Origin of the sequence: Luteimonas rhizosphaericola (genome assembly GCF_029888045.1) — a bacterium.
GTDB classification, from domain to species: Bacteria; Pseudomonadota; Gammaproteobacteria; order Xanthomonadales; family Xanthomonadaceae; genus Luteimonas; species Luteimonas rhizosphaericola.
Genome location: NZ_JARXRN010000025.1, coordinates 508272 through 529729, shown reverse-complemented (window position 1 = coordinate 529729; position 21458 = coordinate 508272). Strand labels below are relative to the sequence as shown.

General features: G+C 73.2%; 22 protein-coding genes. 10 read left to right on the top strand and 12 right to left on the bottom strand.

The window, feature by feature from the left end:
- The first annotated feature begins 111 nt into the window (after positions 1 to 111).
- Positions 112 to 915, top strand: a complete 804-nt coding sequence (locus tag QFW80_RS11565; RefSeq protein ID WP_280602112.1) for a carboxylesterase family protein — start codon at positions 112 to 114, stop codon at positions 913 to 915.
- A gap of 28 nt (positions 916 to 943) precedes the next feature.
- Here QFW80_RS11565 and QFW80_RS11560 read toward each other — a convergent pair whose 3' ends face one another.
- From QFW80_RS11560 to QFW80_RS11540, 5 genes are all read right to left on the bottom strand, one after another.
- The gene (locus tag QFW80_RS11560; RefSeq protein WP_280602111.1) at positions 944 to 1882 is read right to left on the bottom strand and encodes an aspartate carbamoyltransferase catalytic subunit; all 939 of its coding nucleotides are present in this window, start codon (positions 1880 to 1882) and stop codon (positions 944 to 946) included.
- Between the two features lie 41 nt (positions 1883 to 1923).
- Positions 1924 to 2397, bottom strand: a complete 474-nt coding sequence (gene ruvX, locus QFW80_RS11555; RefSeq protein ID WP_280602110.1) for a Holliday junction resolvase RuvX — start codon at positions 2395 to 2397, stop codon at positions 1924 to 1926.
- Complete coding sequence (locus QFW80_RS11550; RefSeq protein WP_280602109.1) at positions 2394 to 2960, bottom strand: YqgE/AlgH family protein; 567 nt, start codon at positions 2958 to 2960, stop codon at positions 2394 to 2396. Before QFW80_RS11550 ends, ruvX begins: the two co-directional genes overlap by 4 nt.
- 53 nt (positions 2961 to 3013) lie before the next feature.
- Positions 3014 to 3472: an FKBP-type peptidyl-prolyl cis-trans isomerase gene (locus QFW80_RS11545; RefSeq protein WP_280602108.1), complete on the bottom strand. Its 459-nt coding sequence runs from the start codon at positions 3470 to 3472 to the stop codon at positions 3014 to 3016.
- A 238-nt stretch (positions 3473 to 3710) separates the two neighbouring features.
- Positions 3711 to 4337 (bottom strand): superoxide dismutase, encoded by a 627-nt coding sequence (locus QFW80_RS11540; protein WP_280602107.1) that lies wholly within the window; start codon positions 4335 to 4337, stop codon positions 3711 to 3713.
- 155 nt (positions 4338 to 4492) lie between these two features.
- Here QFW80_RS11540 and prmA point away from each other — a divergent pair, with 155 nt between their 5' ends.
- A complete protein-coding gene (prmA, locus tag QFW80_RS11535; protein ID WP_280602106.1) occupies positions 4493 to 5410 on the top strand; it encodes a 50S ribosomal protein L11 methyltransferase in 918 nt (305 codons plus the stop codon).
- Here prmA and QFW80_RS11530 read toward each other — a convergent pair.
- Entirely contained in the window at positions 5335 to 6081 is a 747-nt protein-coding gene (locus QFW80_RS11530) for a hypothetical protein (protein WP_280602105.1), read from the bottom strand. The genes prmA and QFW80_RS11530 overlap by 76 nt on opposite strands.
- On the opposite strand from QFW80_RS11530, the gene QFW80_RS11525 reads away from it, so the two are divergent.
- The 5 genes from QFW80_RS11525 (at position 6080) to purD (ending at position 11161) form a co-directional block, all read left to right on the top strand.
- Positions 6080 to 6685 carry a DUF3426 domain-containing protein gene (locus tag QFW80_RS11525; protein WP_280602104.1) on the top strand — a complete coding sequence of 202 codons (606 nt, stop codon included), beginning with the start codon at positions 6080 to 6082 and terminating at the stop codon, positions 6683 to 6685. The two genes, QFW80_RS11530 and QFW80_RS11525, sit on opposite strands and share 2 nt — an antisense overlap.
- Positions 6686 to 6842: 157 nt before the next feature.
- Positions 6843 to 7115, top strand: coding sequence for a DNA-binding transcriptional regulator Fis (gene fis, locus QFW80_RS11520; protein WP_280602103.1), 273 nt, complete (start codon positions 6843 to 6845; stop codon positions 7113 to 7115).
- A gap of 56 nt (positions 7116 to 7171) precedes the next feature.
- Positions 7172 to 8758, top strand: coding sequence for a bifunctional phosphoribosylaminoimidazolecarboxamide formyltransferase/IMP cyclohydrolase (gene purH, locus QFW80_RS11515; protein ID WP_280602102.1), 1587 nt, complete (start codon positions 7172 to 7174; stop codon positions 8756 to 8758).
- 16 nt (positions 8759 to 8774) lie between these two features.
- Complete coding sequence (locus tag QFW80_RS11510; RefSeq protein ID WP_280602101.1) at positions 8775 to 9872, top strand: calcium/sodium antiporter; 1098 nt, start codon at positions 8775 to 8777, stop codon at positions 9870 to 9872.
- Positions 9869 to 11161 carry a phosphoribosylamine--glycine ligase gene (purD, locus tag QFW80_RS11505; protein ID WP_280602100.1) on the top strand — a complete coding sequence of 431 codons (1293 nt, stop codon included), beginning with the start codon at positions 9869 to 9871 and terminating at the stop codon, positions 11159 to 11161. Before QFW80_RS11510 ends, purD begins: the two co-directional genes overlap by 4 nt.
- 4 nt (positions 11162 to 11165) lie before the next feature.
- Here purD and QFW80_RS11500 read toward each other — a convergent pair whose 3' ends face one another.
- Positions 11166 to 12284, bottom strand: a complete 1119-nt coding sequence (locus QFW80_RS11500) for an NADH:flavin oxidoreductase/NADH oxidase (protein WP_280602099.1) — start codon at positions 12282 to 12284, stop codon at positions 11166 to 11168.
- Positions 12285 to 12312: 28 nt separating this feature from the next.
- The gene (gene ygiD, locus QFW80_RS11495; RefSeq protein WP_280602098.1) at positions 12313 to 13173 is read right to left on the bottom strand and encodes a 4,5-DOPA-extradiol-dioxygenase; all 861 of its coding nucleotides are present in this window, start codon (positions 13171 to 13173) and stop codon (positions 12313 to 12315) included.
- Between the two features lie 280 nt (positions 13174 to 13453).
- Here ygiD and QFW80_RS11490 point away from each other — a divergent pair, with 280 nt between their 5' ends.
- A complete protein-coding gene (locus tag QFW80_RS11490) occupies positions 13454 to 15397 on the top strand; it encodes an MFS transporter (RefSeq protein ID WP_280602097.1) in 1944 nt (647 codons plus the stop codon).
- 276 nt (positions 15398 to 15673) lie between these two features.
- Here QFW80_RS11490 and ampE read toward each other — a convergent pair whose 3' ends face one another.
- The 4 genes from ampE to QFW80_RS11470 form a co-directional block, all read right to left on the bottom strand.
- Positions 15674 to 16591 carry a regulatory signaling modulator protein AmpE gene (gene ampE / locus QFW80_RS11485; RefSeq protein ID WP_280602096.1) on the bottom strand — a complete coding sequence of 306 codons (918 nt, stop codon included), beginning with the start codon at positions 16589 to 16591 and terminating at the stop codon, positions 15674 to 15676.
- Positions 16592 to 16600: 9 nt separating this feature from the next.
- The gene (gene nudC, locus QFW80_RS11480) at positions 16601 to 17491 is read right to left on the bottom strand and encodes an NAD(+) diphosphatase (RefSeq protein WP_280602095.1); all 891 of its coding nucleotides are present in this window, start codon (positions 17489 to 17491) and stop codon (positions 16601 to 16603) included.
- Between the two features lie 5 nt (positions 17492 to 17496).
- Positions 17497 to 17859, bottom strand: a complete 363-nt coding sequence (gene erpA, locus QFW80_RS11475) for an iron-sulfur cluster insertion protein ErpA (protein ID WP_280602094.1) — start codon at positions 17857 to 17859, stop codon at positions 17497 to 17499.
- 61 nt (positions 17860 to 17920) lie between these two features.
- Positions 17921 to 18688 (bottom strand): DUF6776 family protein, encoded by a 768-nt coding sequence (locus QFW80_RS11470; protein WP_280602093.1) that lies wholly within the window; start codon positions 18686 to 18688, stop codon positions 17921 to 17923.
- A gap of 119 nt (positions 18689 to 18807) precedes the next feature.
- On the opposite strand from QFW80_RS11470, the gene QFW80_RS11465 reads away from it, so the two are divergent.
- Positions 18808 to 19392: a DUF4126 domain-containing protein gene (locus QFW80_RS11465; protein ID WP_280602092.1), complete on the top strand. Its 585-nt coding sequence runs from the start codon at positions 18808 to 18810 to the stop codon at positions 19390 to 19392.
- Positions 19393 to 19622: 230 nt separating this feature from the next.
- Entirely contained in the window at positions 19623 to 21449 is a 1827-nt protein-coding gene (locus QFW80_RS11460) for an EAL domain-containing protein (RefSeq protein ID WP_280602091.1), read from the top strand.
- Positions 21450 to 21458 lie beyond the last annotated feature (9 nt).

Genomic DNA, 21458 nt, shown 5'->3' with positions numbered 1-21458 from the left:
CCCGTCGTCACGCCGATGCAATCCGGCAGGCGGCACGATGCACGGCGGCGCCGGCACCCGTGGAACGGCCTGCCGGCCGGCACACGCTTCGATGAAGACAGGAGGCTCGACATGCGGATTCCCTTCGGACTGGCACTGGTGATGGCGACGCTGGTCGCAGGCTGCACCTCGGCGCCGGAGCGTCCCGAGCGCGGCGAGTTCGTCGAACGCGAGCTGCGCATGGACGGCCAGGTGCACCGCTACCAGGTGTTCGTGCCGGCGCGCGCGGCGGCGGCCGGCAAGGCGCCGGTGATCCTGTTCCTGCACGGCTCGGGCGAGCGCGGCGCCGACAACCAGCGCCAGGTCGCGGTCGGCCTCGGCCCGCAGGTGCGCCGCCAGGCCGACACGTTCCCGGCGATCGTGGTGTTCCCGCAGGTGCCGGAGGACGGCGAATGGAACCAGGTGGTCGACGTCACCTTCGCCCAGCTCGACGCCGCCACGCGCGAGTTCGGCGGCGATCCGGACCGCACCTACCTGACCGGCCTGTCGATGGGCGGCTACGGCGCGTGGGAACTGGCGCTGCGGCAGTCGTACCGCTTCGCCGCGGTGGTGCCGGTGTGCGGCGGCCTGGTGCATCCGCGGCGCACGACGATGGCGGTGACGGTGGTGGCCGACGAGGCCGATCCCTACGCGGCCGTGGCGCAACGCCTGCACGGGATGCCGGTGTGGATGTTCCATGGCGCGAAGGACGACCTGGTGCCGCCGGAGTATTCGCGCCGGCTGGAGGCCGCGTTCCGTGCCGCGGGCGCGCGCGACGCGCGCTACACCGAGTTCCCCGACGCCAACCACAACAGCTGGGATCCGGCCTACGCGACACCTGAGCTCTGGGACTGGCTGTTCGCGCAGCGGCGCACGAACGCGTTCCGCCAGCAGTAGCGCCCGGCGCGCGCCGGCGGGCGCGCGCTCAGCGCCCGGCGAGCAGCGCCTCGAGCACCGCCATGCGCACCGCCACGCCGTTGGCCACCTGGCGCAGGATCAGCGACTGCGGGCCATCGGCCACGGCATCGGTGATCTCCACACCGCGATTCATCGGCCCCGGATGCAGCACCACCGCATCCGGCCGCGCGCGGCGCAGGCGTGCGGTGTCCAGTCCGTAGTCGCGGTGGTAGTCCTCGAGCGAGGCCACCAGCCCCTCCTCCATGCGCTCGCGCTGCAGGCGCAGCATCATCACCGCGTCGACGCCCTCCATCGCGGCGTCCAGGTCGTGGGTCACCTCGCAGCCGTCGAGCGTGCCGTCTTCGGGCAACAGGGACGCCGGCCCGCAGACGCGAATGTGGCCGGCGCCGAGCGTGCGCAGCGCATGCAGGTCCGAACGCGCCACGCGCGAATGCTTCACGTCGCCCACGATCAGGAACCGGCGCCCGGAGAAGTCCGCGCCCAGCGCCTGACGCAGGGTCAGCATGTCCAGCAGGCCCTGGGTGGGATGCGCGCTGCGGCCGTCGCCGGCATTGACCAGCGCGGTGCCGGCCTCCGCCGCGGCGGCGAGCTCGGCCACGGCGCCGTCGCCGACGTGGCGCACGATGAACCCGCGCACGCCCATCGCCTCGATGTTCTTCAACGTATCGCGCGCGCTTTCGCCCTTGGTGGTCGAGGACGTGGCGGCATCGAAGCCCAGGATGTCGGCGCCCAGCCGCTGCGCGGCGCGCTGGAAGCTCAGCCGGGTGCGGGTGGAGGGCTCGAAGAACAGGGTGCACACCGCGGTGCCGGCCAGCGATGCGCGCGCGTCGGCGCCCTCGGCGAAGCGCTGGGCGCGGTCGAGCAGCGCGTCCAGCGCCGCACGCGGCAGGCCCTGTAGCGTCAGCAGGTGGACGAGGCGGCCTTCGGTGTCGGTCTGTGCGGTCATGGCGGCTATTGTCCGGCAAGTCGACGGATCGCCGCCATCGGTCAGGCCGGCGGCGGCAGCACGGTCGCGTCGCCGGGCGCAGCGAACCAGCGTTCCACGATGACCGCCGCGGCGACCGCGTCCAGCGCCACCGCATCCCGGCGCCGGCGCCGGCCCTCGGCGCGATCAAGGGCGAAGCGCTGGGCCGCCTCGACCGAACTGCTGCGCTCGTCCACCATCGCCACCGGCAGCCGGTAGCGCACCTGCAGTTCGGTGGCGAAGGCGCGCGCGCGCGCGCGGATCGGCTGGTCGCCGCCATCGAGCGTCATCGGGTCGCCGACCACCAGGCCGTCCGGGCGCCACTCGCGGTGCACGCGATCGATCGCCGCCCAGTCCACCTGGTCGCCGTGCACGTCGATCACCGCCAGCGCGCGCGCGCCGTGCCCGTACGGGCTGCCGACCGCGACGCCGATCCGGCGCGCGCCGACATCGAACCCGAGCACGGTGCCGTCGACGCGCATCCCCTGCGCGCTCATGCGTGGCCCACGTGCCCCGCGATGCGCATGAGGTCGACGCCGATCTCGCCCGCGGCCGCCTGCCAGCGCTGGTCGAGCGGCAGCGAGAACAGGATCTCCGGCCGCACCGGCGCGGTCAGCCAGCTGTTCTCGGTCAGCTCGAACTCGAGCTGGCCCGCGCCCCAGCCCGCGCAGCCCAGCGCCACGGTGGCATGCTCGGGACCGTCGCCGCGGGCGATGGCCTCGAGGATGTCGCGCGAGGTGGTGACCCACAGCCCGTCGGCGACCGCCAGGGTGGAGTCCCAGCCGTGGTCGCCGTCGTGGACCACGAAGCCGCGTTCGGGGTGTACCGGGCCGCCGGCAAGCACGCGCTGGTCGAGCACCGCCTGGTCGTCGCAGGCGATGTCCATCTGCCGCAGCACTTCGCCCAGGGTGTAGTCGGACGCGCGGTTGACCACCACGCCCATCGCGCCCTCGTCGTCGTGCTGGCAGATCAGCGCGACCGCGCGCGCGAAGCCGGGATCGGCCAGGGTCGGCAGGGCGATCAGCAGCTGGTTGGCGAAGGAGGACGTCGGCGCGGGCATGGCGCCATTCTAGGCCCTGCGCCCGCGGCGGGCGCCGGCGGCGTGGCCCGCGTTCAGGCGAGCCCGAACTGCTGTTCCTCGGGCGTCGCCAGTCGCACGTCCACCACTTCCACCAGCGCATCGACCGTGCGCCCGGCCAGCGGATGGTTGCCGTCCACCGTCACGTGGCCCTCGTCGACCGCCGTCACCACCACGTCCAGCGGCCCGCGCGCGGTCTGCGCGCTCAGCTTCGCGCCCACCGTCGGCGGCGCCGACGCCTGCAGCCGCGCGCGCGGAATGGTCTGCACCAGGGCGTCGTGGCGCGGACCGAATCCCTGCTCCGGCGCGATCGTCACCCGGAAGGTGTCGCCCGGCGACTTGCCGGCCAGCGCCTGCTCCAGGCCCGGCATGATGCTGCCGGTGCCGTGCATGTACACCAGCGGCGCGTGGCCGTGGGTGGAGACCAGGGTCTGGCCCTGTTCGTCGTGCAGGGTGAAGTGGACGGTGGCGATGCGACGGTCTGCGATGTCCATGGCGGAACCGGAAGCGGGGACGACCGCATGGTGGCCCGGGCGCGCGGCCCGCGGCAACCCGGGCGTGTCCGGGGGGGCGGCGACAGGCCGGGCGCGCCTGCGCGATGCCTGGCCACGGCCGGCAGAAGGACGGCCGGGCGCTCCTTGGCGAACCACGTGTGCGGTGCCGGCAGCCCCGCCCCCGAAACGATTCCGGCCGCGTGTGCGGCCGGAATGCGGTGACCTGTGCAGGCAGGACTCAGCCCTTGGTGGCCTCGCCGTAGCGGCGCGCGACCTCGTTCCAGTCGACCACGTTGTAGAACGCGTCGATGTACTCCGGGCGGCGGTTCTGGTACTTCAGGTAGTAGGCGTGTTCCCAGACGTCGAGTCCCAGGATCGGGGTGTTGCCCGAGCCGATCCCCTTCATCAGGGGGCTGTCCTGGTTCGCGCTGCTCTCGATCGAAAGCTTGCCCGACGCGTCGGACACCAGCCACGCCCAGCCGCTGCCGAACCGGGTCAGTGCGGCCTTGGTGAAGGCTTCCTTGAACGCGTCGAACCCGCCCAGGTCGCTGTCGATGCGCGCGGCCACGTCGCCGGTCGGCTGGCCGCCGCCCTTGGGCGACATCACCGTCCAGAACAGCGAGTGGTTGGCGTGCCCGCCGGCGTTGTTGCGCAGCGCGGTGCGCTTGTCTTCCGGCAGCGCATCGAGGTTGGCGATGATCTCCTCGGCGGACTTGTCGGCCCACTGGGTGCCTTCCAGCGCGGCGTTGGCGTTGTTGATGTAGGTCTGGTGGTGCTTGGTGTGGTGGATTTCCATCGTCCGCGCGTCGATGTGCGGCTCGAGCGCGTCGTAGGCGTACGACAGCTTGGGGAGGGTGAAGGCCACGGCGATCTCCATTCGGGTCGGGGGATTCGGACCGCCATTGTGACGCCTGGCGGGTCAAAACGGGATCAACCGGCCCGCGATGCTGCTTTCCTCGACCGCGCTCGAGGTCCGCCGCGCGAAGCAGTGCCCGCCGCCGCCGGCGCTAGACTGTGGCGATGCCGTTCCTCGAACTCACCATCCGCTGCCGCCAGGCCGAACAGCCGCGCCGCGAGCATGCGCTGGAAGACGTCGGCGCGCTGGCGGTGACCCTGCTCGACGCCGACGCCGGCACCAGCGACGAGCACGCGATCCTCGAGCCCGGCGTCGGCGAGACGCCGCTGTGGGACGAGGTCTCGCTCAGCGCGCTGTTCCCGCACGACGCCGACGCCCTGCTGCTGCTCGCCGCGCTCGACGCGTTCGACCCGGCGCTCGACTGGTCCGGCGCCAGCTTCCGCCAGGTCGCCGACCAGGACTGGGAGCGCGCATGGATGGACCAGTACGTGCCGCTGCGCTTCGGCGCGCGCACCTGGATCGTGCCCTGGGATCACGCGCTGCCCGACGAGGCGCAGCAGCCGGGCGCCGCGGTGGTGCGGCTCGATCCCGGGCTGGCGTTCGGTTCGGGCACCCACCCGACCACCGCGCTGTGCCTGCGGTGGCTCGACGGTCTGGCCGCCGAGGGCCGGCTGCGCGACGCGGCCGTGCTCGATTTCGGCTGCGGCAGCGGCATCCTGGCGCTCGGCGCGCTGGCGCTGGGCGCGGCACGTGCCGATGCCGTCGACAACGATCCCCAGGCACTGCAGGCCTCGCGCGACAATGCGGCGCGCAACGGCGTCGACGCGCGCCTGCGTGCCTGGGCGCCGGACGAGGCCCCGGCCGGCCCGTGGCCGGTGGTGGTGGCCAACATCCTCGCCACCGCGCTCGATACGCTGGCGCCCACGCTGGCTGCGCGCACCGCACCGGGCGGGCGCATCGCGCTGTCGGGCATCCTCGACGGCCAGCAGGACGCGCTGCTGGCGCGCTACGGCGAATGGTTCGATGCGCTGGCGGTCGCCATCGAAGGCGACTGGGTGCGGATCGACGGCATCCGGAAGTGATCCGGCGCACGGCGTCGCCGTGCGGGCGCATGCTTGAATAGCGCCATGTTCATCAACTGCCGGCACTGCCACGCGCTGGTCGCGACCGACCCGGCCACCGACCTGCCGCCGGAGCGCTGTCCGCGCTGCGCCGGCGTGCTGCGCCGGAGCGAGGCGGGTCCGCCGCCGGCCGCAGCGGACGTCGCATCGGCCGCGCCCGCGCGGCCGCCGTCCGGAAACGCCACCGGCGCCCCCGCGTCCGCGCCGCGGTCGGAAGCCGCGGCGCCGCTCACGCCCGATGTCGCCGCGCGGCTGCAGCCCAGGGTCGCACCGCGGGTGGATGCGCCGCCCGCTGCGTCCGCCCCCGCACCCGCCCCCACACCAGCGCCAGCATCCGTACCCGCGCCTGCGCCTGCGTCGCCTGCGCCCGAACCGCGCGCGGCGGTGCCGGCCGCGCTGGCGACCACCGCGTCAGCGCCAGCGCAGTCCGGCCTGCGCGCCACCGCACAGGCGAAGTCCGGTGCGGCTGCACCGACCGACCCGGCGCCCGTCCCACCCGCGGCCGACGCGGCAGGCGCGCCGCGCGGCGGCAGCGAGGACCCGGCACCAGCGCCCGATGCGTCCACGCCGCCGGCACCCGCGCCGATCGACGCCGCGACCTCGGCTGCCGTCGCCGGACGCGCCGCGGACATGCCGGCACAGGACGCCGCACCGGCTCGCGGACCGGGCGCGTCCCCGCAGGACGCCGCGCCGGCGCCGGAGACTGCGACACCCGCCCCGGGTCCGGGCTTCCTCGGCGGCCGGGCGTCCGACGGCCGCACCGTCGCGCCGCGTCGCCGCGCCTGGCGCATCGCGGCAGTCGCGGGACTGCTGGCGATGCTCGCGCTGCAGATGCTGCTCGCCGACCGCGCGCGCCTGGCCGCGGACGCGCGCTGGCGCCCGCTGGTCGCCGCCGCCTGCGGCGTGTTCGGCTGCAGCCTGCCGCCGTGGCGCGATCCATCCGCGTTCACCCTGGTCTCGCGCGAGGTCCGTCCGCACCCGCAGGTACCCGATGCGTTGCGCGTCCGGGCCACGTTCCGCAACGACGCGCGCTGGGCGCAGGCGTGGCCGCCACTGGTGCTCACGCTCTCGGACGTGGACGGGCGCGCGGTGGCCGCGCGCGCGTTCCGGGCCGAGGAGTATCTGGGCAGCGACGCGCCCGCGCTGCTGGCGGCGGGACAGTCGGCGGACATCCAGCTGGACATCCGCGAGCCATCGACGGCCACGGTGTCGTACGCGTTCGGGTTCGGCGACTGATCCTCGCCGCCGGCCGCGCGGACGCGCCGCGCGCCTGAACGCATCGCCGCCTGCGCCATTGGTCGAATTCGCATTGTCGGCTGCGACCGCATGGCGCTAGACTCGACCGCCCGCGATGGCCGGCCGCGCCGCATCGCCCAGGTCGCACGAGCCGCCATTGAACGTCCCCGAACACGTCGACAGCAACGCCCGCAGCGCGCCGCGTGCGCCACTGCGCGACCACGTCGCCAATTCGATCCGGCGCTACCTGGGCGACCTCAACGGCAGCGATGCCGAGAACCTCTACCAGATCGCGCTGCGCGAGCTGGAGATCCCGCTGTTCCTGGAAGTGCTCGAGCACTGCGACGGCAACCAGAGCCGCGCGGCCACCATGCTGGGCATCCATCGCGCAACGTTGCGCAAGAAACTTCGCGAGTACGGCATCGCCTGACCGGGCCCGGGCGCGCGGCGGCTATAATTTCGCCCCGTTTTCCGCCGCGAGCGCCGATGACTTCCGACCTCCTGCCCGTGCGCCGAGCGCTGCTGTCCGTCTCCGACAAGAGCGGCCTGATCGACCTGGCGCGCGCCCTGGCCGCGCGCGGCGTGGAATTGCTGTCGACCGGCGGCACCGCGAAGGCGCTGCGCGAGGCCGGCCTGGCGGTGCGCGACGTGGCCGAGGCCACCGGCTTCCCGGAGATGATGGACGGCCGGGTCAAGACCCTGCACCCGGTGGTGCACGGCGGCCTGCTCGGCCGCGCGGGCGTGGACGAGGCGGTGATGGCCGAGCACGGCATCGAGGCGATCGACCTGCTGGTGCTCAACCTCTACCCGTTCGAACAGGTCACCGCGCGCGCCGACTGCACGCTGGCCGACGCGGTCGAGAACATCGACATCGGCGGCCCGGCGATGCTGCGCTCGGCGGCCAAGAACTTCGCGCGCGTGGCGGTGGCGACCGATCCGGCGCAGTACGCCTCGCTGCTGGCGGAGCTGGATGCGCACGACGGCGCGCTCTCGGCAGGCACGCGTTTCGCGCTGTCGGTGGCCGCGTTCAACCGCGTCGCCCAGTACGACGCGGCGATCAGCAACTACCTGTCGGCCATCACCGATGCCTCGCGCGACGTGCCCGTGCGCGGCGCCTTCTCCGCGCAGGCCAACGGCAGCTTCGTCAAGCTCATGGACCTGCGCTACGGCGAAAACCCGCACCAGCAGGCCGCGTTCTACCGCGACCTGCACCCGGCGCCCGGCTCGCTGGCCACGTTCGAGCAGCTGCAGGGCAAGGCGCTGAGCTACAACAACATCGCCGATGCCGATGCGGCCTGGGAGTGCGTGCGCCAGTTCGATGCGCCCGCGTGCGTGATCGTCAAGCACGCCAATCCCTGCGGCGTGGCGGTCGGCGCGGCCTGCGGCGATGCCTACGAACTGGCCTACGCCACCGACCCCACCAGCGCCTTCGGCGGCATCATCGCCTTCAACCGCACCCTGGACGCGGCCACGGCGAAGGTCATCCTCGACCGCCAGTTCGTCGAGGTGCTGCTGGCGCCGGACTACGCGCCCGAGGCGCTCGCGTACGCGTCGAGGAAGGCCAACGTGCGCGTGCTGCGGATTCCGCTGGCGCCGGCATCCCGCGGCTTCATCGATACCAAGCGCGTGGGATCCGGCATGCTGATGCAGACCGCCGACGACCGCGTGGTCACCCGCGACGAGCTGAAGGTGGTGACCAGGCTGGCGCCGACCGAGGCGCAGTTCACCGACCTGCTGTTCGCGTGGAAGGTGGCCAAGTTCGTCAAGTCCAACGCCATCGTCTACGCGAAGGACCATCGCACCATCGGCGTCGGCGCCGGGCAGATGAGCCGCGTGTATTCGGCGCGCATCGCCGGCATCAAGGCGGCCGACGCGAACCTGGTGGTCGAAGGTTCGGTCATGGCCAGCGACGCCTTCTTCCCGTTCCGGGACGGCATCGACGCCGCCGCCGAAGCGGGGATCAAGGCCGTGATCCAGCCCGGCGGCTCGATGCGCGATGCCGAGGTGATCGCCGCGGCCGACGAGCACGGCATCGCCATGGTCTTCACCGACGTGCGCCACTTCCGCCACTGACCGCAGGAATCCGGCGATGACACTTGCACTGCTGTTCATCGCCGGCCTCGGGCTGCTGCTGCTCGGGGCCGAGGCCCTGGTGCGCGGCGCCTCGCGCCTGGCGCTGGCACTCGGCCTGGCGCCGATCATCGTCGGCCTGACGGTGGTCTCGATCGGCACCAGCGCGCCGGAACTGGCAATCAGCGTCGGCGGCGCCCTGTCCGGCTCGCCCGACCTCGCGCTGGGCAACGTGGTCGGCAGCAACATCGCCAACGTGCTGCTGGTGCTGGGGCTGGTGGCGCTGGTAACGCCGCTGGTGGTGCAGCGCCAGCTGGTGTGGCTGGACGTGCCGATCATGGTCGGCGCCTCGCTGCTGTGCCTGCTGATGGCCGCGGATGGACGCATCGCGCGCTGGGAAGGAGGGGCGCTGCTGGCCTGCGCCATCGGCTACATCCTGTTCCTGGTGCGGCTGGCGCGGCGCAACCCCGAACACGTGCCGGACAATCCCGCGCTCGGCGGGCAGGGTTCGTCGAAGACGGGCCTGCTGCGCCAGTGCGCGCTGATGGCCGTCGGCCTGGCGATGCTGGTGCTCGGGGCGCGGCTGCTGGTGCGCGCCGCGACGGAGATGGCGACCGCGCTTGGCCTGAGCGAGCTGGTCATCGGCCTGACCGTGGTGGCGATCGGCACCTCGCTGCCGGAGATCGCGACTTCGGTGCTGGCCGCGCTGCGCGGCGAGCGCGACCTGGCGGTCGGCAACATCGTCGGCAGCTGCATCTTCAACCTGCTGCTGGTGCTGGGCGCGACCGCGCTGATCGCCGCCGACGGCGTGCCGGTGAGCGCGGTGGCGCTGCGCTTCGACCTGCCCGTGATGACGGCGGTCGCGCTCGCGTGCCTGCCGATCTTCTTCACCGGCCATTGCATCCAGCGCTGGGAGGGCGCGGTGTTCGTCGGCTACTACGTCGCCTACACCGCCTACCTGCTGCTCGCCGCCGCGAGCCATTCCGCGCTCGCCGATTTCCGCTTCGCCATGACCTACGTCGTCATCCCGCTCACCGTGCTCACCCTGATCGCCGTCGTGCTCGACAGCCTCCGCGCGCGCCGGCTGGCGCTCTCCTGCAAGGATTCTTCGTCATGAAAGTGCTCGTCATCGGATCCGGCGGCCGCGAACACGCGCTCGCGTGGAAGCTCGCGCAGTCGCCGCGCGTGGACGAGGTGATCGTCGCGCCGGGAAATGCGGGGACGGCGCGGGAACACAAATGTCGCAACATGCCGGTGAGCGTCGCCGACCTCCACGGCCTGCTGAAGCTGGCGCGCGACGAGCGCGTCGGCGTCACGGTGGTCGGCCCGGAAGTGCCGCTGGTGGCGGGCATCGTCGACCGCTTCCGCGCCGCCGGGCTGCGCATCTTCGGGCCTACCGCCGCCGCCGCGCAGCTGGAGGGCAGCAAGGCCTTCGCGAAGGATTTCCTGCACCGGCACGGCATCCCGACCGCGTTCTACGAAGTGCATACCGACGTCGACGCGGCGCTCGCCTACGTGCGCGCGAAGGGCGCGCCGATCGTGGTCAAGGCCGACGGCCTGGCCGCCGGCAAGGGCGTGATCGTGGCGATGACGCTGGACGAGGCCGAGGCCGCGGTGCGCGACATGCTGTCGGGCAACGCGTTCGGCGATGCCGGTGCGCGCGTGGTGATCGAGGAATATCTGGAAGGCGAGGAGGCCAGCTTCATCAGCATGGTCGACGGCACCACCGCGCTGCCGATGGCCACCTCGCAGGACCACAAGCGCGTCGGCGACGGCGACACCGGCCCGAACACCGGCGGCATGGGCGCGTATTCGCCGGCGCCGGTGGTCACGCCCGAGGTGCACGCGCGGGTGATGCGCGAGGTGGTGGAGCCCACCGTCGCGGGCATGGCCGCCGACGGCGTGCCCTTCACCGGCTTCCTCTACGCCGGCCTGATGATCGACCGGACCGGCGCGCCGAAGGTGATCGAGTTCAACGTGCGTTTCGGCGATCCGGAGACGCAGCCGGTCCTGCTACGTCTGCAGTCCGACCTGCTGGACCTGGTCGAGGCGGCGCTCGGGGGCCAGTTGCACCGGACCCGGGCCGAATGGAACCCGCGCCCGTCGCTGGGCGTGGTGATGGCGGCCCGGCCGTATCCGGAGACGCCGATCACCGGCGACGTCATCGAAGGCCTCGACGCCGTGCCGATCGAGGCCAAGGTATTCCATGCCGGCACCGCGCTGGATGCGGCGGGGCGCGTGGTCAGCGCCGGCGGGCGCGTGCTGTGCGTGACCGCGCTTGGCGATACGGTTGCCGATGCGCAGCGCGCGGCGTATGCCGGCGTGGACCGCATCCACTGGGCCAACGCTTTCCACCGCAGCGACATCGGCTGGCGCGCGATCGCGCGCGAGCGCGGCACCGACTGAGCCGTCAGCCGGCGGTCCCTGTCGCCGCGACCAGGGTGTCGGCGCTGCCCCGCGGCGCGCTGCGCAGGTACTGCGGCGGCGCCGCGACCCGGCCGCCGAGCGCCGCGGCCGCGTGCCACGGCCAGCGCGGGTCGTACAGCATCGCCCGCGCCAATGCGACCGCGTCGGCGCGGCCTTCGGCGAGGATCGCCTCGGCCTGCCGCGGCTCGGTGATCAGGCCCACCGCGACCACCGGCATCGCGACCTCGCGCCGGATCGCCTCCGCGAACGGGACCTGGTAGCCCGGGCCCGCGGCGATCCGCTGCGCCGGATGCAGGCCGCCGCTGCTCACGTGCAGGTAGTGGCAGCCGCGCGCATCCAGCGCCTTCGCCAGCGACACGCTTTGCGCCAGGTCCCAGCCGCCCTCGACCCAGTCGGTGGCCGAGATGCGCACGCCCAGCGCCATCGACGCCGGCAGTTCCGCCGCCACCGCGTCGAACACGCGCAGCACCAGGCGCATGCGGTGGTCGAGGCTGCCGCCGTAGGCATCGGTGCGATGGTTCGACAGCGGCGAGAGGAACTGGTGCAGCAGGTATCCGTGCGCGGCGTGCAGCTCCACCACGTCCAGCCCCAGCCGCGCGGCGCGGCGCGCGCTGGCGGCGAAGGCCGCGACGATCGCGTCGATGCCGGCGACCTCCAGCGCCTCGGGCCGCGGCTGGCCGTCGTCGTAGGGCAGCGCCGAGGGCGCGACGGTCTGCCAGCCGTGAGTCTGTCCGGGCGCGATCGGCGCGCCGCCGTGGTCCCACGGGCGATGCGTGGATGCCTTGCGCCCCGCATGCGCGAGCTGCACGCCCATGCGCGCCGGCGTCCAGCGCCGCACGGTGGCCAGCGCGCGCGCGAACGCCGCTTCGGTGGCCTCGTCCCAGAGCCCGAGGTCGGCCCAGCTGATCCGCCCGCGCGGCTCGACCGCGGTGGCTTCGGCGATCACCAGGCCCGCGCCGGACAGCGCCAGGCTCGTCCAGTGCTGCGTGTGCCAGTCGCTGCCCTGGCCGTCGATCGAGGAGTACTGACACATCGGCGCGACCACGATGCGATTGGGCAGCCGCAGCGGGCCGAGGTCGAGCGGGGAGAACAGGTGGCTCATGCAGGGTCCTGCATCGATGTGGGACGGATCAGACGTTGGCGTCTTCGGGCGGCAGGCGGCTGTCGATCGGCGCGGCGCCCTCGCCGACGCCCGCGCCGCCGGGGCAGCGCGCGTCGAGCGTGTACGAGGTCATCGACAGAGAACCGTAGGCATAGCCGTCGACCAGCGTGTCCGCGGGCCGGCCCGCGGCCGCCGCCAGCCCGGCGATGTAGAGCAGCGGCAGGAAATGGTCGGGCGTGGGCACCGCCAGCCGGTAGTCCGGGTGCGACTGCAGCGACGGCACCTCGTGCGGGCGCTCGAGCATCAGTTCGCGCGCGCGTTCGTCGAAGCGGCGCGACCAGTCGAACGCGCCGTCGGGCCGCTGCCAGTCGATCGCGCGCAGGTTGTGGACCACGTTGCCGCTGCCCAGCACCAGCACGCCGCGCTCGCGCAGCGCGGCGAGCTTCGCGCCCAGGGCGAGATGCCAGTCGACCGGCCTGCGGGTGTCGATCGACAGCTGCACCACCGGGATGTCGGCGTCGGGGAACGCGTGCACCAGGACCGACCAGGTGCCGTGGTCGATGCCCCAGCTGTCGACATCGGCGCCGACCCGGTCGGGCTGCGCCAGGTCGGCCACCTCCTCCACCAGGTCCGGCAGGCCGGGCGCCGGGTACTGCACGTCGAACAGCGCCTGCGGGAAGCCGAAGAAGTCGTGGATCGTGCGCGGGCGCGGCATCGCGGTGACCGCCAGCACGTTCGTGTACCAGTGCGCGGACACCGCCAGGATCGCGCGCGGACGCGGCACCGCCGCGCCGAACGCGCGCCAGGCATTGGTGTAGCGATTGCGCTCGAGCGCGTTCATCGGGCTGCCGTGGCCGAGGAAGGCGGCGGGCATCAGCGGGGTGGTCATGGCGCGACTCCTGGCGGCCGAAGGCCTGCAGGCACTCTAGCAATCGCCTGCATCGCGGAAACCGCGGCGGGCGGAACGGTGCGTCCGGCCCGGACGTCGCGCGGGGCCCTTCGCGTGCGCGGCGTCGCATGCGCCAGCGGCTTGGCGCGTCGCAGCACAACCGCACCGGGCGCGAGTGCACGTGCACGCACCTCTCGGGTTCGCATCGCGCGACCCGGGCAGCACGGTGACGCCGCGCCCGCGGCAGCGGCTACACTCGCCGCGTCCCGCTGGAGGCCGCATGGCGCACGTCCCCGAGCCACCCGTCACCGACCACCATTCGCAGTTCGACCTGCTGCGCCAGCGCCGTTTCCTGCCCTACTTCACCGTCCAGGCGCTGGGCGCGTTCAACGACAACGTGTACCGGCAGGCGATCATCGGCCTGCTCGGCGCGATGGCGCTCGCCGGCACGCTGGCCGCCGACACCCGCGCGCTGTACACCCAGCTGGCGCCGGCGATCTTCATCCTGCCCTACTTCCTGTTCTCGGCCACCGCCGGGCAGATCGCGGAGAAGCTCGAGAAGCAGCGCCTGATCGTGATCACCACGGCGATGGAGATCGCGATCATGTCGCTGGCCGCGGTCGGCTTCGTGCTGCAGAACATGCCGCTGCTGCTGGTGGCGCTGTTCTGCACCGGCCTGCAGTCGACCCTGTTCGGGCCGGTGAAGTACTCGATCCTGCCCTCGGTGCTGCGGCCGGAGGAACTGACCGGCGGCAACGGCCTGGTCGAGATGGGCACCTCGATCTCGATCCTGCTGGGCATGATCTTCGGCGGTTCGATCTTCCTGCTCGCCGGCGCGGCCGGTCCGTACGTGGCCGCGGTGTCGATCGTCGTGCTGGCAATCGCCGGCAACCTGGTCGCCCGCCGCATCCCGCGCGTGGATGCGGGCGAGCCGGGGCTGCGCGTGAGCTGGAACGTGCTGCGCGAATCCCTGCGCATCTGGAAGCTCACCCGTCGCCAGCCCGCGGTGCGCAACGCGGTGCTCGGCGTGTCCTGGTTCTGGTTCATCGGCACGGTGCTCACCGCGCAGCTGCCGATGTACGCCGAAACCAACCTCGGCGGCACCCAGGCGCTGTACATTTTCGCGCTGGCGCTGTTCTCGATCGGCGTCGGTGCCGGTTCGCTGCTGTGCGAGAAGCTGTCCGGGCGCACGGTCGAGATCGGCCTGGTGCCGCTGGGCGCGTTCGGCGTCAGCGCGTTCATGCTGGACCTGTACTTCGCGCGGCCGGGCGAGGCGCTGGCGGCCGGATTGTCGGTGACGCAGTTCGTGGCCGCGCCCGGCAGCTGGCGGATCATCCTGGATCTCACCGGCATCGGGCTGTTCACCGGCTTCTTCGTGGTGCCGCTGTTCGCGCTGATCCAGAGCCGCACGCCGCGCGCCGAGCTGGCGCGGGTGATCGCCGGCATGAACATCCAGAACGCGGCGTTCATCGTCGCCGCGGCGGTCATCGGGATCGCGCTGCAGCGCTTCCTCGGCTGGTCGATCCCGCAGCTGTTCCTGGCCCTGGCGATCGCCAACGCCCTGGTCGCGCTCTGGATCTTCAGCATCGTGCCGGAATTCTTCATGCGCTTCGTCAGCTGGCTGATGGTGCGCGCGCTCTACCGGCTGGAACTGCACGGCATCGAGAAGCACGTGCCTGACGAGGGCCCGGCCCTGCTGGTGTGCAACCACGTCAGCTACATGGACGCGCTGATCCTGGCCGCCACCATCCCGCGCCCGGTGCGCTTCGTGATGTACCACCGCATCTTCAACGTGCCGGTGATGCGCTGGATCTTCCGCACCGCGCGCGCGATCCCGATCGCCGGCGCGCGCGAGGATCCGGCGCTGATGCAGCGCGCGTTCGACGCGATCGACGCCGCCCTGGCCGAGGGCGAGATCGTCGGCATCTTTCCCGAGGGCGCGCTGACGAAGGACGGCGACATCGCGCCGTTCAAGTCGGGCGTGGAGCGGATCCTGCAGCGCGCGGCCGACGCGGGCCGGCCGGTCCCGGTGGTGCCGATGGCGCTGCGCGGGATGTGGTCGAGCATGTGGAGCCGGCGCGATTCCAGGCTCGGGCGCATGCGCGTGCCGCGACGCTTCCGCGCCCGGGTCGCGGTGGTGGCGGAGGCTCCCGTCAGCGATCCGGAGGTCACGGCGCAGCAGCTGGAGGCACGGGTGCGGGCGCTGCGCGGAGCCGAGGCGTAGGCGCATCCGCGTGCGGGCGTTCGCCGGGCCGCGAGGCGGTGACGCGAGCGCGGTGATCACGCCGCAGCCATCCATGGCGAGGCATCCGCGGCTTTGCGAGATTCCGGCCCACGCATCCGTGTGCGGGCGTTCGCTGACGCGCGAGGCAGTGCCCGCCGGCGTGGTGACTTCGCGGCAGCCGTCCATGGCGGGAGTGCCCGGCTGCGGAGGCACCGGCCCGCACATCCATGAGCGGGCGTTCGCTGACGCTGCGCGGCATGCCGCGCAGAGCTCGCGTCAGCTCACCCAGCCCGCGATGACGAACAGGGCGATCACGGCCAGCCACAGCAGCAGGGCGCGCCAGGCCAGGCTCATCGCGTCGCGCAGTTCCGGCAGCGGGCCGAGCGTGTGCACCAGCGCGCTGCCGGCCGCGACGCCGGCCACGGCATAGTCCTCGGCCTCGTCCGCCAGTTCGCTGCGCACGCCGGCGCGGCCGGCGGCGGTGAAGAAGCCCGGATCCGGCCTCAGCGCGGCGCCGCCGGCATCCTTCCACGCACCGATCACCACGTCGAAATTCCCCACCAGCGCCAGCGCCAGCGTCGCCAGCTGCGCCGCGGGCCAGTCGAGCACGGCCAGCAGCGTGCGCGCACCGGCCACCAGGCCATCGGGCAGGCGCGCAGCCACTGCATCCTCGGCCGCGAGCGCGGTCAGGCGATACCCGAGCGCGCCGACCGGCCCCAGCAGGACGAACCAGAACAGCACCCCGAACCAGCGCCGCAGCGCGGCATCGAACACCGCGCCCACCACGGCCGCCGGCCGCAGCTCGGCCTGGTCGCGGCGGGAGTCCGGCCACAGCCGGGCCGCGGCGGTGCGCCGCGCCTGCGCGTCCGTCGCGGCGAGGACAGCCTCGACGTCGCGATCCAGGTCGCGCGGCCCCCAGGCATGGAACAGCACCGCCACCGCGAACAGCAGCCACGGCAGGCCGAACAGCACGTCGTGCAGCAGCCACTGCACCAGCGCGACCAGCAGCAGCCAGGGCGCCAGCGCCAGCGCAATCCCGAATGGACCACGCCAGGCGGCGCTGTCGCCCAGGCGCGCGTCCAGCCAGCCGAGCCAGGCGCGGAACCAGCCGTATTCGCGCAGCGCGGCGGTCAGCCCGCGCGCGAGGTGCCCCAGCACCAGGCAGACCACGACCGCGAGCAGGGTGGCGAACATGGCGCGATTCTAGGCGCTTTCGCCCGCGTGCCAGCGCTCCACCAGCCAGCGCGAGATCGACAGCCGCGGCGACAGCAGCAGCCCCGCCTCGCGGGTCTCGCCCCGCAGCGCGGCGCCGACCTCCTCGCGCGTGAACCAGCGGGCGTCCTCGAGCTCGGCGTCGCTGGGCCGCGGCTCGTCGGGTTCGGCCTCGGCCACGAAGCCGAGCATCAGCGAGGACGGGAACGGCCAGGGCTGCGAGGCGAGGTAGCGACAGCGGCGCACGCGCACCGCCGATTCCTCGAACACTTCGCGCATGACGGTCTGCTCGAGCGTCTCGCCCGGTTCGACGAAACCGGCCAGGGTCGAATAGCGCCGCGCCGGCCAGCCGGCCTGGCGCCCGAGCAGCAGCCGCGGGCCATCGCTCACCGCGACGATCACCGCCGGGTCGGTGCGCGGGTAGTGTTCGATCGCGCAGGCATCGCAGCGTCCGAGCCAGCCCGCGCGCTCGAAGCGCAGCAGTCGGCCGCAGGCGCCGCAATGGCGGTGGCGCGCGCGCCAGTGCAGCACCGCGCGCGCCTGGGCGAAGGCGGTCGCCTCGCGCACGGGCCAGGTGGCGGCGGCGGTGCGCAGGTCGGTGCGGGGCGCGGCGGGGTCGGCGGACGCGTCGAGGGCGGCGAACCAGGCGCGCCCCGCGTCGACGCCCAGCAGCACCGCGTCCCGCTGCAGGTCCGGGTGCGCGGCGCCGGTCTCGTCGAGCGGACTGCCGTCGGCCGCGGCGAGCGCGTGGCCGTCCGCGTCCAGCCGCAGCAGGCGCGCGTCCGGCCACAGCCGGTCGAGCCGGGCCGCGTCGGTGCGCATGAATTCGGCACGATCGAGCGCGCCTTCGACGAAGGCGAACGACTCGGTCGCGCCCGGCATCGGGGTCAGACGGTGAACGACGACCCGCAGCCGCAGGTCGACTTCGCGTTCGGGTTGCGGATCGTGAACTGCGCGCCGTGCAGGCTCTCGGTGTAGTCGACCGCGGCGCCCATCAGGTACTGCAGGCTGAGCGGGTCGACCACCAGGGTCACGCCGTCGGTGGTCACCGTCAGGTCGTCCTCGGCCTGCTCCTCGTCGAATTCGAACCCGTACTGGAAGCCCGAACAGCCGCCGCCCTGGATGTAGACGCGCAGTTTCAGCGCCGAGTTGCCTTCTTCGGCGATCAGCTCGCGCACCTTTCCGGCGGCCGCTGGCGTGAAGTCCAGCGGGCGCTGGAGCGAAAGATAGTCGGGGGCGGGCGAAGACATGCGGTCAGGATGGGGCGCACCGGCCGCGACTTCAAGCGCCGCGGCGGCACGCACCGTCGCGTCAGCCCGCCGGCGCGGTGCGCGCGGCCTCGCTCCAGGGCAGGGTCTGTTCCACCGCCGCCCCGGACGACGGCACCAGGCGCGCGGTGATCCGCAGCGGCTGGAACCCCGGCGGCAACATCACCTCGCCCTCCACCTGCTGGAAATACTTGAACGAATACTCCACGCCCGGGGCATCGTCTTCCTGGCGCAGCGCCGCCCAGTCCAGGCGCTCGAGCTTGCCGTCCCGCGTGCCTTCCACCGCCAGGGTGAGACGGCCGGCGCTGACCGCGCCGCGGTTCAGGTTCTGGGTCAGCGTGGCCGTGTAGTGCCAGGCCTGGCCGGCCTGCGGGGTGAGCACCAGCTCGTGCACCGCCAGCCCACGGCGCTGCGCGGTGGAGCCGACGAAGCGCTCGTAGAACGCGACATCCGCCCGCAGGGCGGAGATCTCCTCGTCGCGCTCGGCCAGGGTGCCCTGCAGGTCGCGGTTGGCGTCGCGGCTGATCTGGTCGGAACGGGTGAGCGTGGCGACCTGCTGCTCCAGCGATTCGACCTGCGCCTGCGCCCGCGCGAGTTCGCCGCCCGACGCGCCACCGGCACCGCCGAACACGGCCCACAGCCCCCACAGGCCGAACGCCAGCGCGGCCACGAACAGGCCCAGCACCGCGTAGCCGGCCGGCGAGGTCGGGGAAGCGGGCGGGGAGACGGCGGCGGCGCCTGGCGCGGGTGCACCGGGCATCGCGGACGTCGGCGCGGCGCCTTCCGGCGCGCTGGGAGGTGGCTGCGTCATCGCACCGGTATAGCGACGCGCGCGCGCCGGCGTCAAGGCGCAGCGCGCCTATACTCCGGGCGTCGGGCGCGCTGGCCCGGCCCCTGGTTCAGCCGCCGTCCGGCCTGCGAGGAACGCCCGTGTCCGAAGCCCACCTGTTCGCCGTCGGCGTCCTGCTGGCCTGGCTGGCAGGCGTGCGCGCGTACCTGACCGTCTTCGGCGTGGGGCTGGCGGGCGCGTTCGGCTGGATCGACCTGCCCCCGGCGCTGGAGGCCACGACCTCGCCCTGGGTCCTGGGCGTCTCGGGCGTGCTCGCGGTGACCGAATTCCTGGCCGACAAGATCCCCGGGGTCGACTCGGCCTGGGACCTGGTCCAGACCCTGGCGCGGGTGCCTGCCGGAGCCTTCCTGGCCGCCGCGTCGCTGTCACCCGACGGCGAACTGGGCGCCGGGATGCTCGCCGCCGGCGCCGGCGTGGCGCTCACCAGCCATGCGGTGAAGGCCGGTTCGCGGATGCTGCTCAACACCTCGCCCGAGCCGGTCAGCAACTGGACCGCGTCGGCGACCGAGGACGTGGTGGTGGTCGGCGCGCTCGGTCTGGCGTGGTCGTACCCGTGGCTGGTGCTCGCGGTGGTGGTGGGGATCGGCGTGGGCGTGCTGCTGCTGTTGTGGTGGCTGTGGCGACGGCTGTTCAGGCGAGCGCCCCGACCCGCCGCAACCGCCTGAGCGCGCGATCACACTTCCGGCCCGACGCACGGTGCGTGAGGGGGATGTGGCCGCACGGGGCCGGCTTTGCCGTGCCATAGTCGCCGGGCCGCATTGCGCGATAATGCCGGCAACAGGGGGAAATGGAATGAACCGCGTGGCTGCGCAGGCAGGCTCCTCGCTACACCGGCTGTTGCGCCACGCGTCGTGCGCGGTTGCCGCGGCACGCGCTTTGCGGCAAGGTTCCGGCGGTGTCTGACGCCGACAACCGCCAACGCGCCGAATTCCCGCCGACCGGTTTCTGGCGCCGCTGGTGCGAGGATGCGGGCGCACCGGTGCTCGCGCGCGTCGATCCGGCCCCCGACGATCAACCGCCCGCGCCCGTGCCCGCCCTTGCGGCGCCGGCCGCCCCGGGACAGGACGCCTCGCCCTGGCGGGTGCTGATCGTCGAGGACGATCCCAGCCAGGCCCTGTTCGCCGAGAGCGTGCTCAACGGCGCCGGCATGCAGGCCCAGGTCGCGTCGGTCACCAGCGAGGTGATGGCGGCGATGGAGCAGCTGCGGCCCGACCTGGTGCTGATGGACCTGCACATGCCCGGGCTGGACGGTGCCGAGCTGACCTCGCTGATCCGCGCCCACGCCGATTTCTCGACGGTGCCGATCGTGTTCCTCACCGGCGACGAGGACCCCGAGCGCCGGTTCGAGGCGCTCGACCTGGGCGCGGACGATTTCCTGCGCAAGCCGGTCCGGCCCAAGCACCTGATCTCGGCGGTGCAGAACCGGATCGTGCGCGCCCGTGCGCTGCAGTCGCCGGCCGCGGCCACCCATCGCCACCCCGCCACCGGGCTGCGTACCCGGCCGCAGATGCTGCAGTTGCTGTCGACCTCGGTGCCGGGCGCGCGCGACGGCGCGACCTTCTTCGTCGAGATCGCGGGCATCGCCGCCCTCCGCGACCGTTTCGGCTATGCCGCGCTCGAAGCATTGCTCACCGATGCCGGCCGCCGGCTGGGGGAAGTCGCCGACCCGCACGCCGCCGCGCGCCTGAACGACAACACCTTCCTGGTGCTCGCCACCGGGCTGGCGCCCGATGCGCTGGCGCCGCTCGCCCGCCAGCTGCGCGACGGCCTGGGCGAACACGCCTTCCGCGTCGGCGAGGAACGCGTGCGCCTGCGTGCGGTGGTCGGGTATGCGGACCTGGCGCTCGGATTCGACGACCCCGGCGCGGCGCTGACCGCGGCCGAGGAAGCGCTGCGCGCCGCGCGCAGCCACACCCATGCGGTGGCGGCCTGGGAGCGGCCGGTCTCGGTCGAGGACCAGACCCTGGCCGACCTGTCGCGCACCCTGCGCGACGCGCTCGCCTCCGGCGGGCTGCAGACCGCGTTCCAGCCGATCGTGGCGGTGGCCGGCGGCAACGACGCCCAGTACCAGGTGCTGCTGCGCCTGCGCGACGCGCGCGGCACCGAACACGCCGCCGGCCAGGTGCTGGCCGCGGCCGCGCGCATCGGCGCCACGCTCGATGTCGACCGCCGCGTGCTGGAGATCGCGATCGGCGCGCTGCGCCGGCAGCGGCAGGAGAACCGGGCCCTGCGCCTGTTCGTCACCCAGTCGCCGGAGACGCTCTCGCACGCGGGCCACGCGCAATGGCTGCTGCAGTCGCTGGCCGAGGCCGGCGTGGACGGCGGCTCGCTGGTGATCGACGTGCGCCAGGAGGATGCGCTGGTGCATGCGCTGTCGCTGCAGGAGTTCTGCCGCGACATGGTCCAGGCCGGGGTGCAGCTGTGCCTGAGCCAGTACCGGTTCGGCGCCGAGGCCAACGCGCTGATCGGCCAGCTGCCGCTGGGCTACGTGCGCCTGGCCGCGCTGTATTCGAGCCAGCTGCACGAGGCGGCGATCCGCGACGAGATGCGCAGCGCGATCGACTTCGCCCACCGCCTGGGGCTGCAGGTCATCGGCCAGCAGGTCGAGGACGCGCAGTCGGCGGCGACGCTGTGGATGACCGGGGTCGATTTCATCCAGGGCAACCTGGTGCAGCGGCCGGCCGGCGAACTCGAATTCGACTTCCAGCACTCGGTGCTCTAGGGCCCGCCG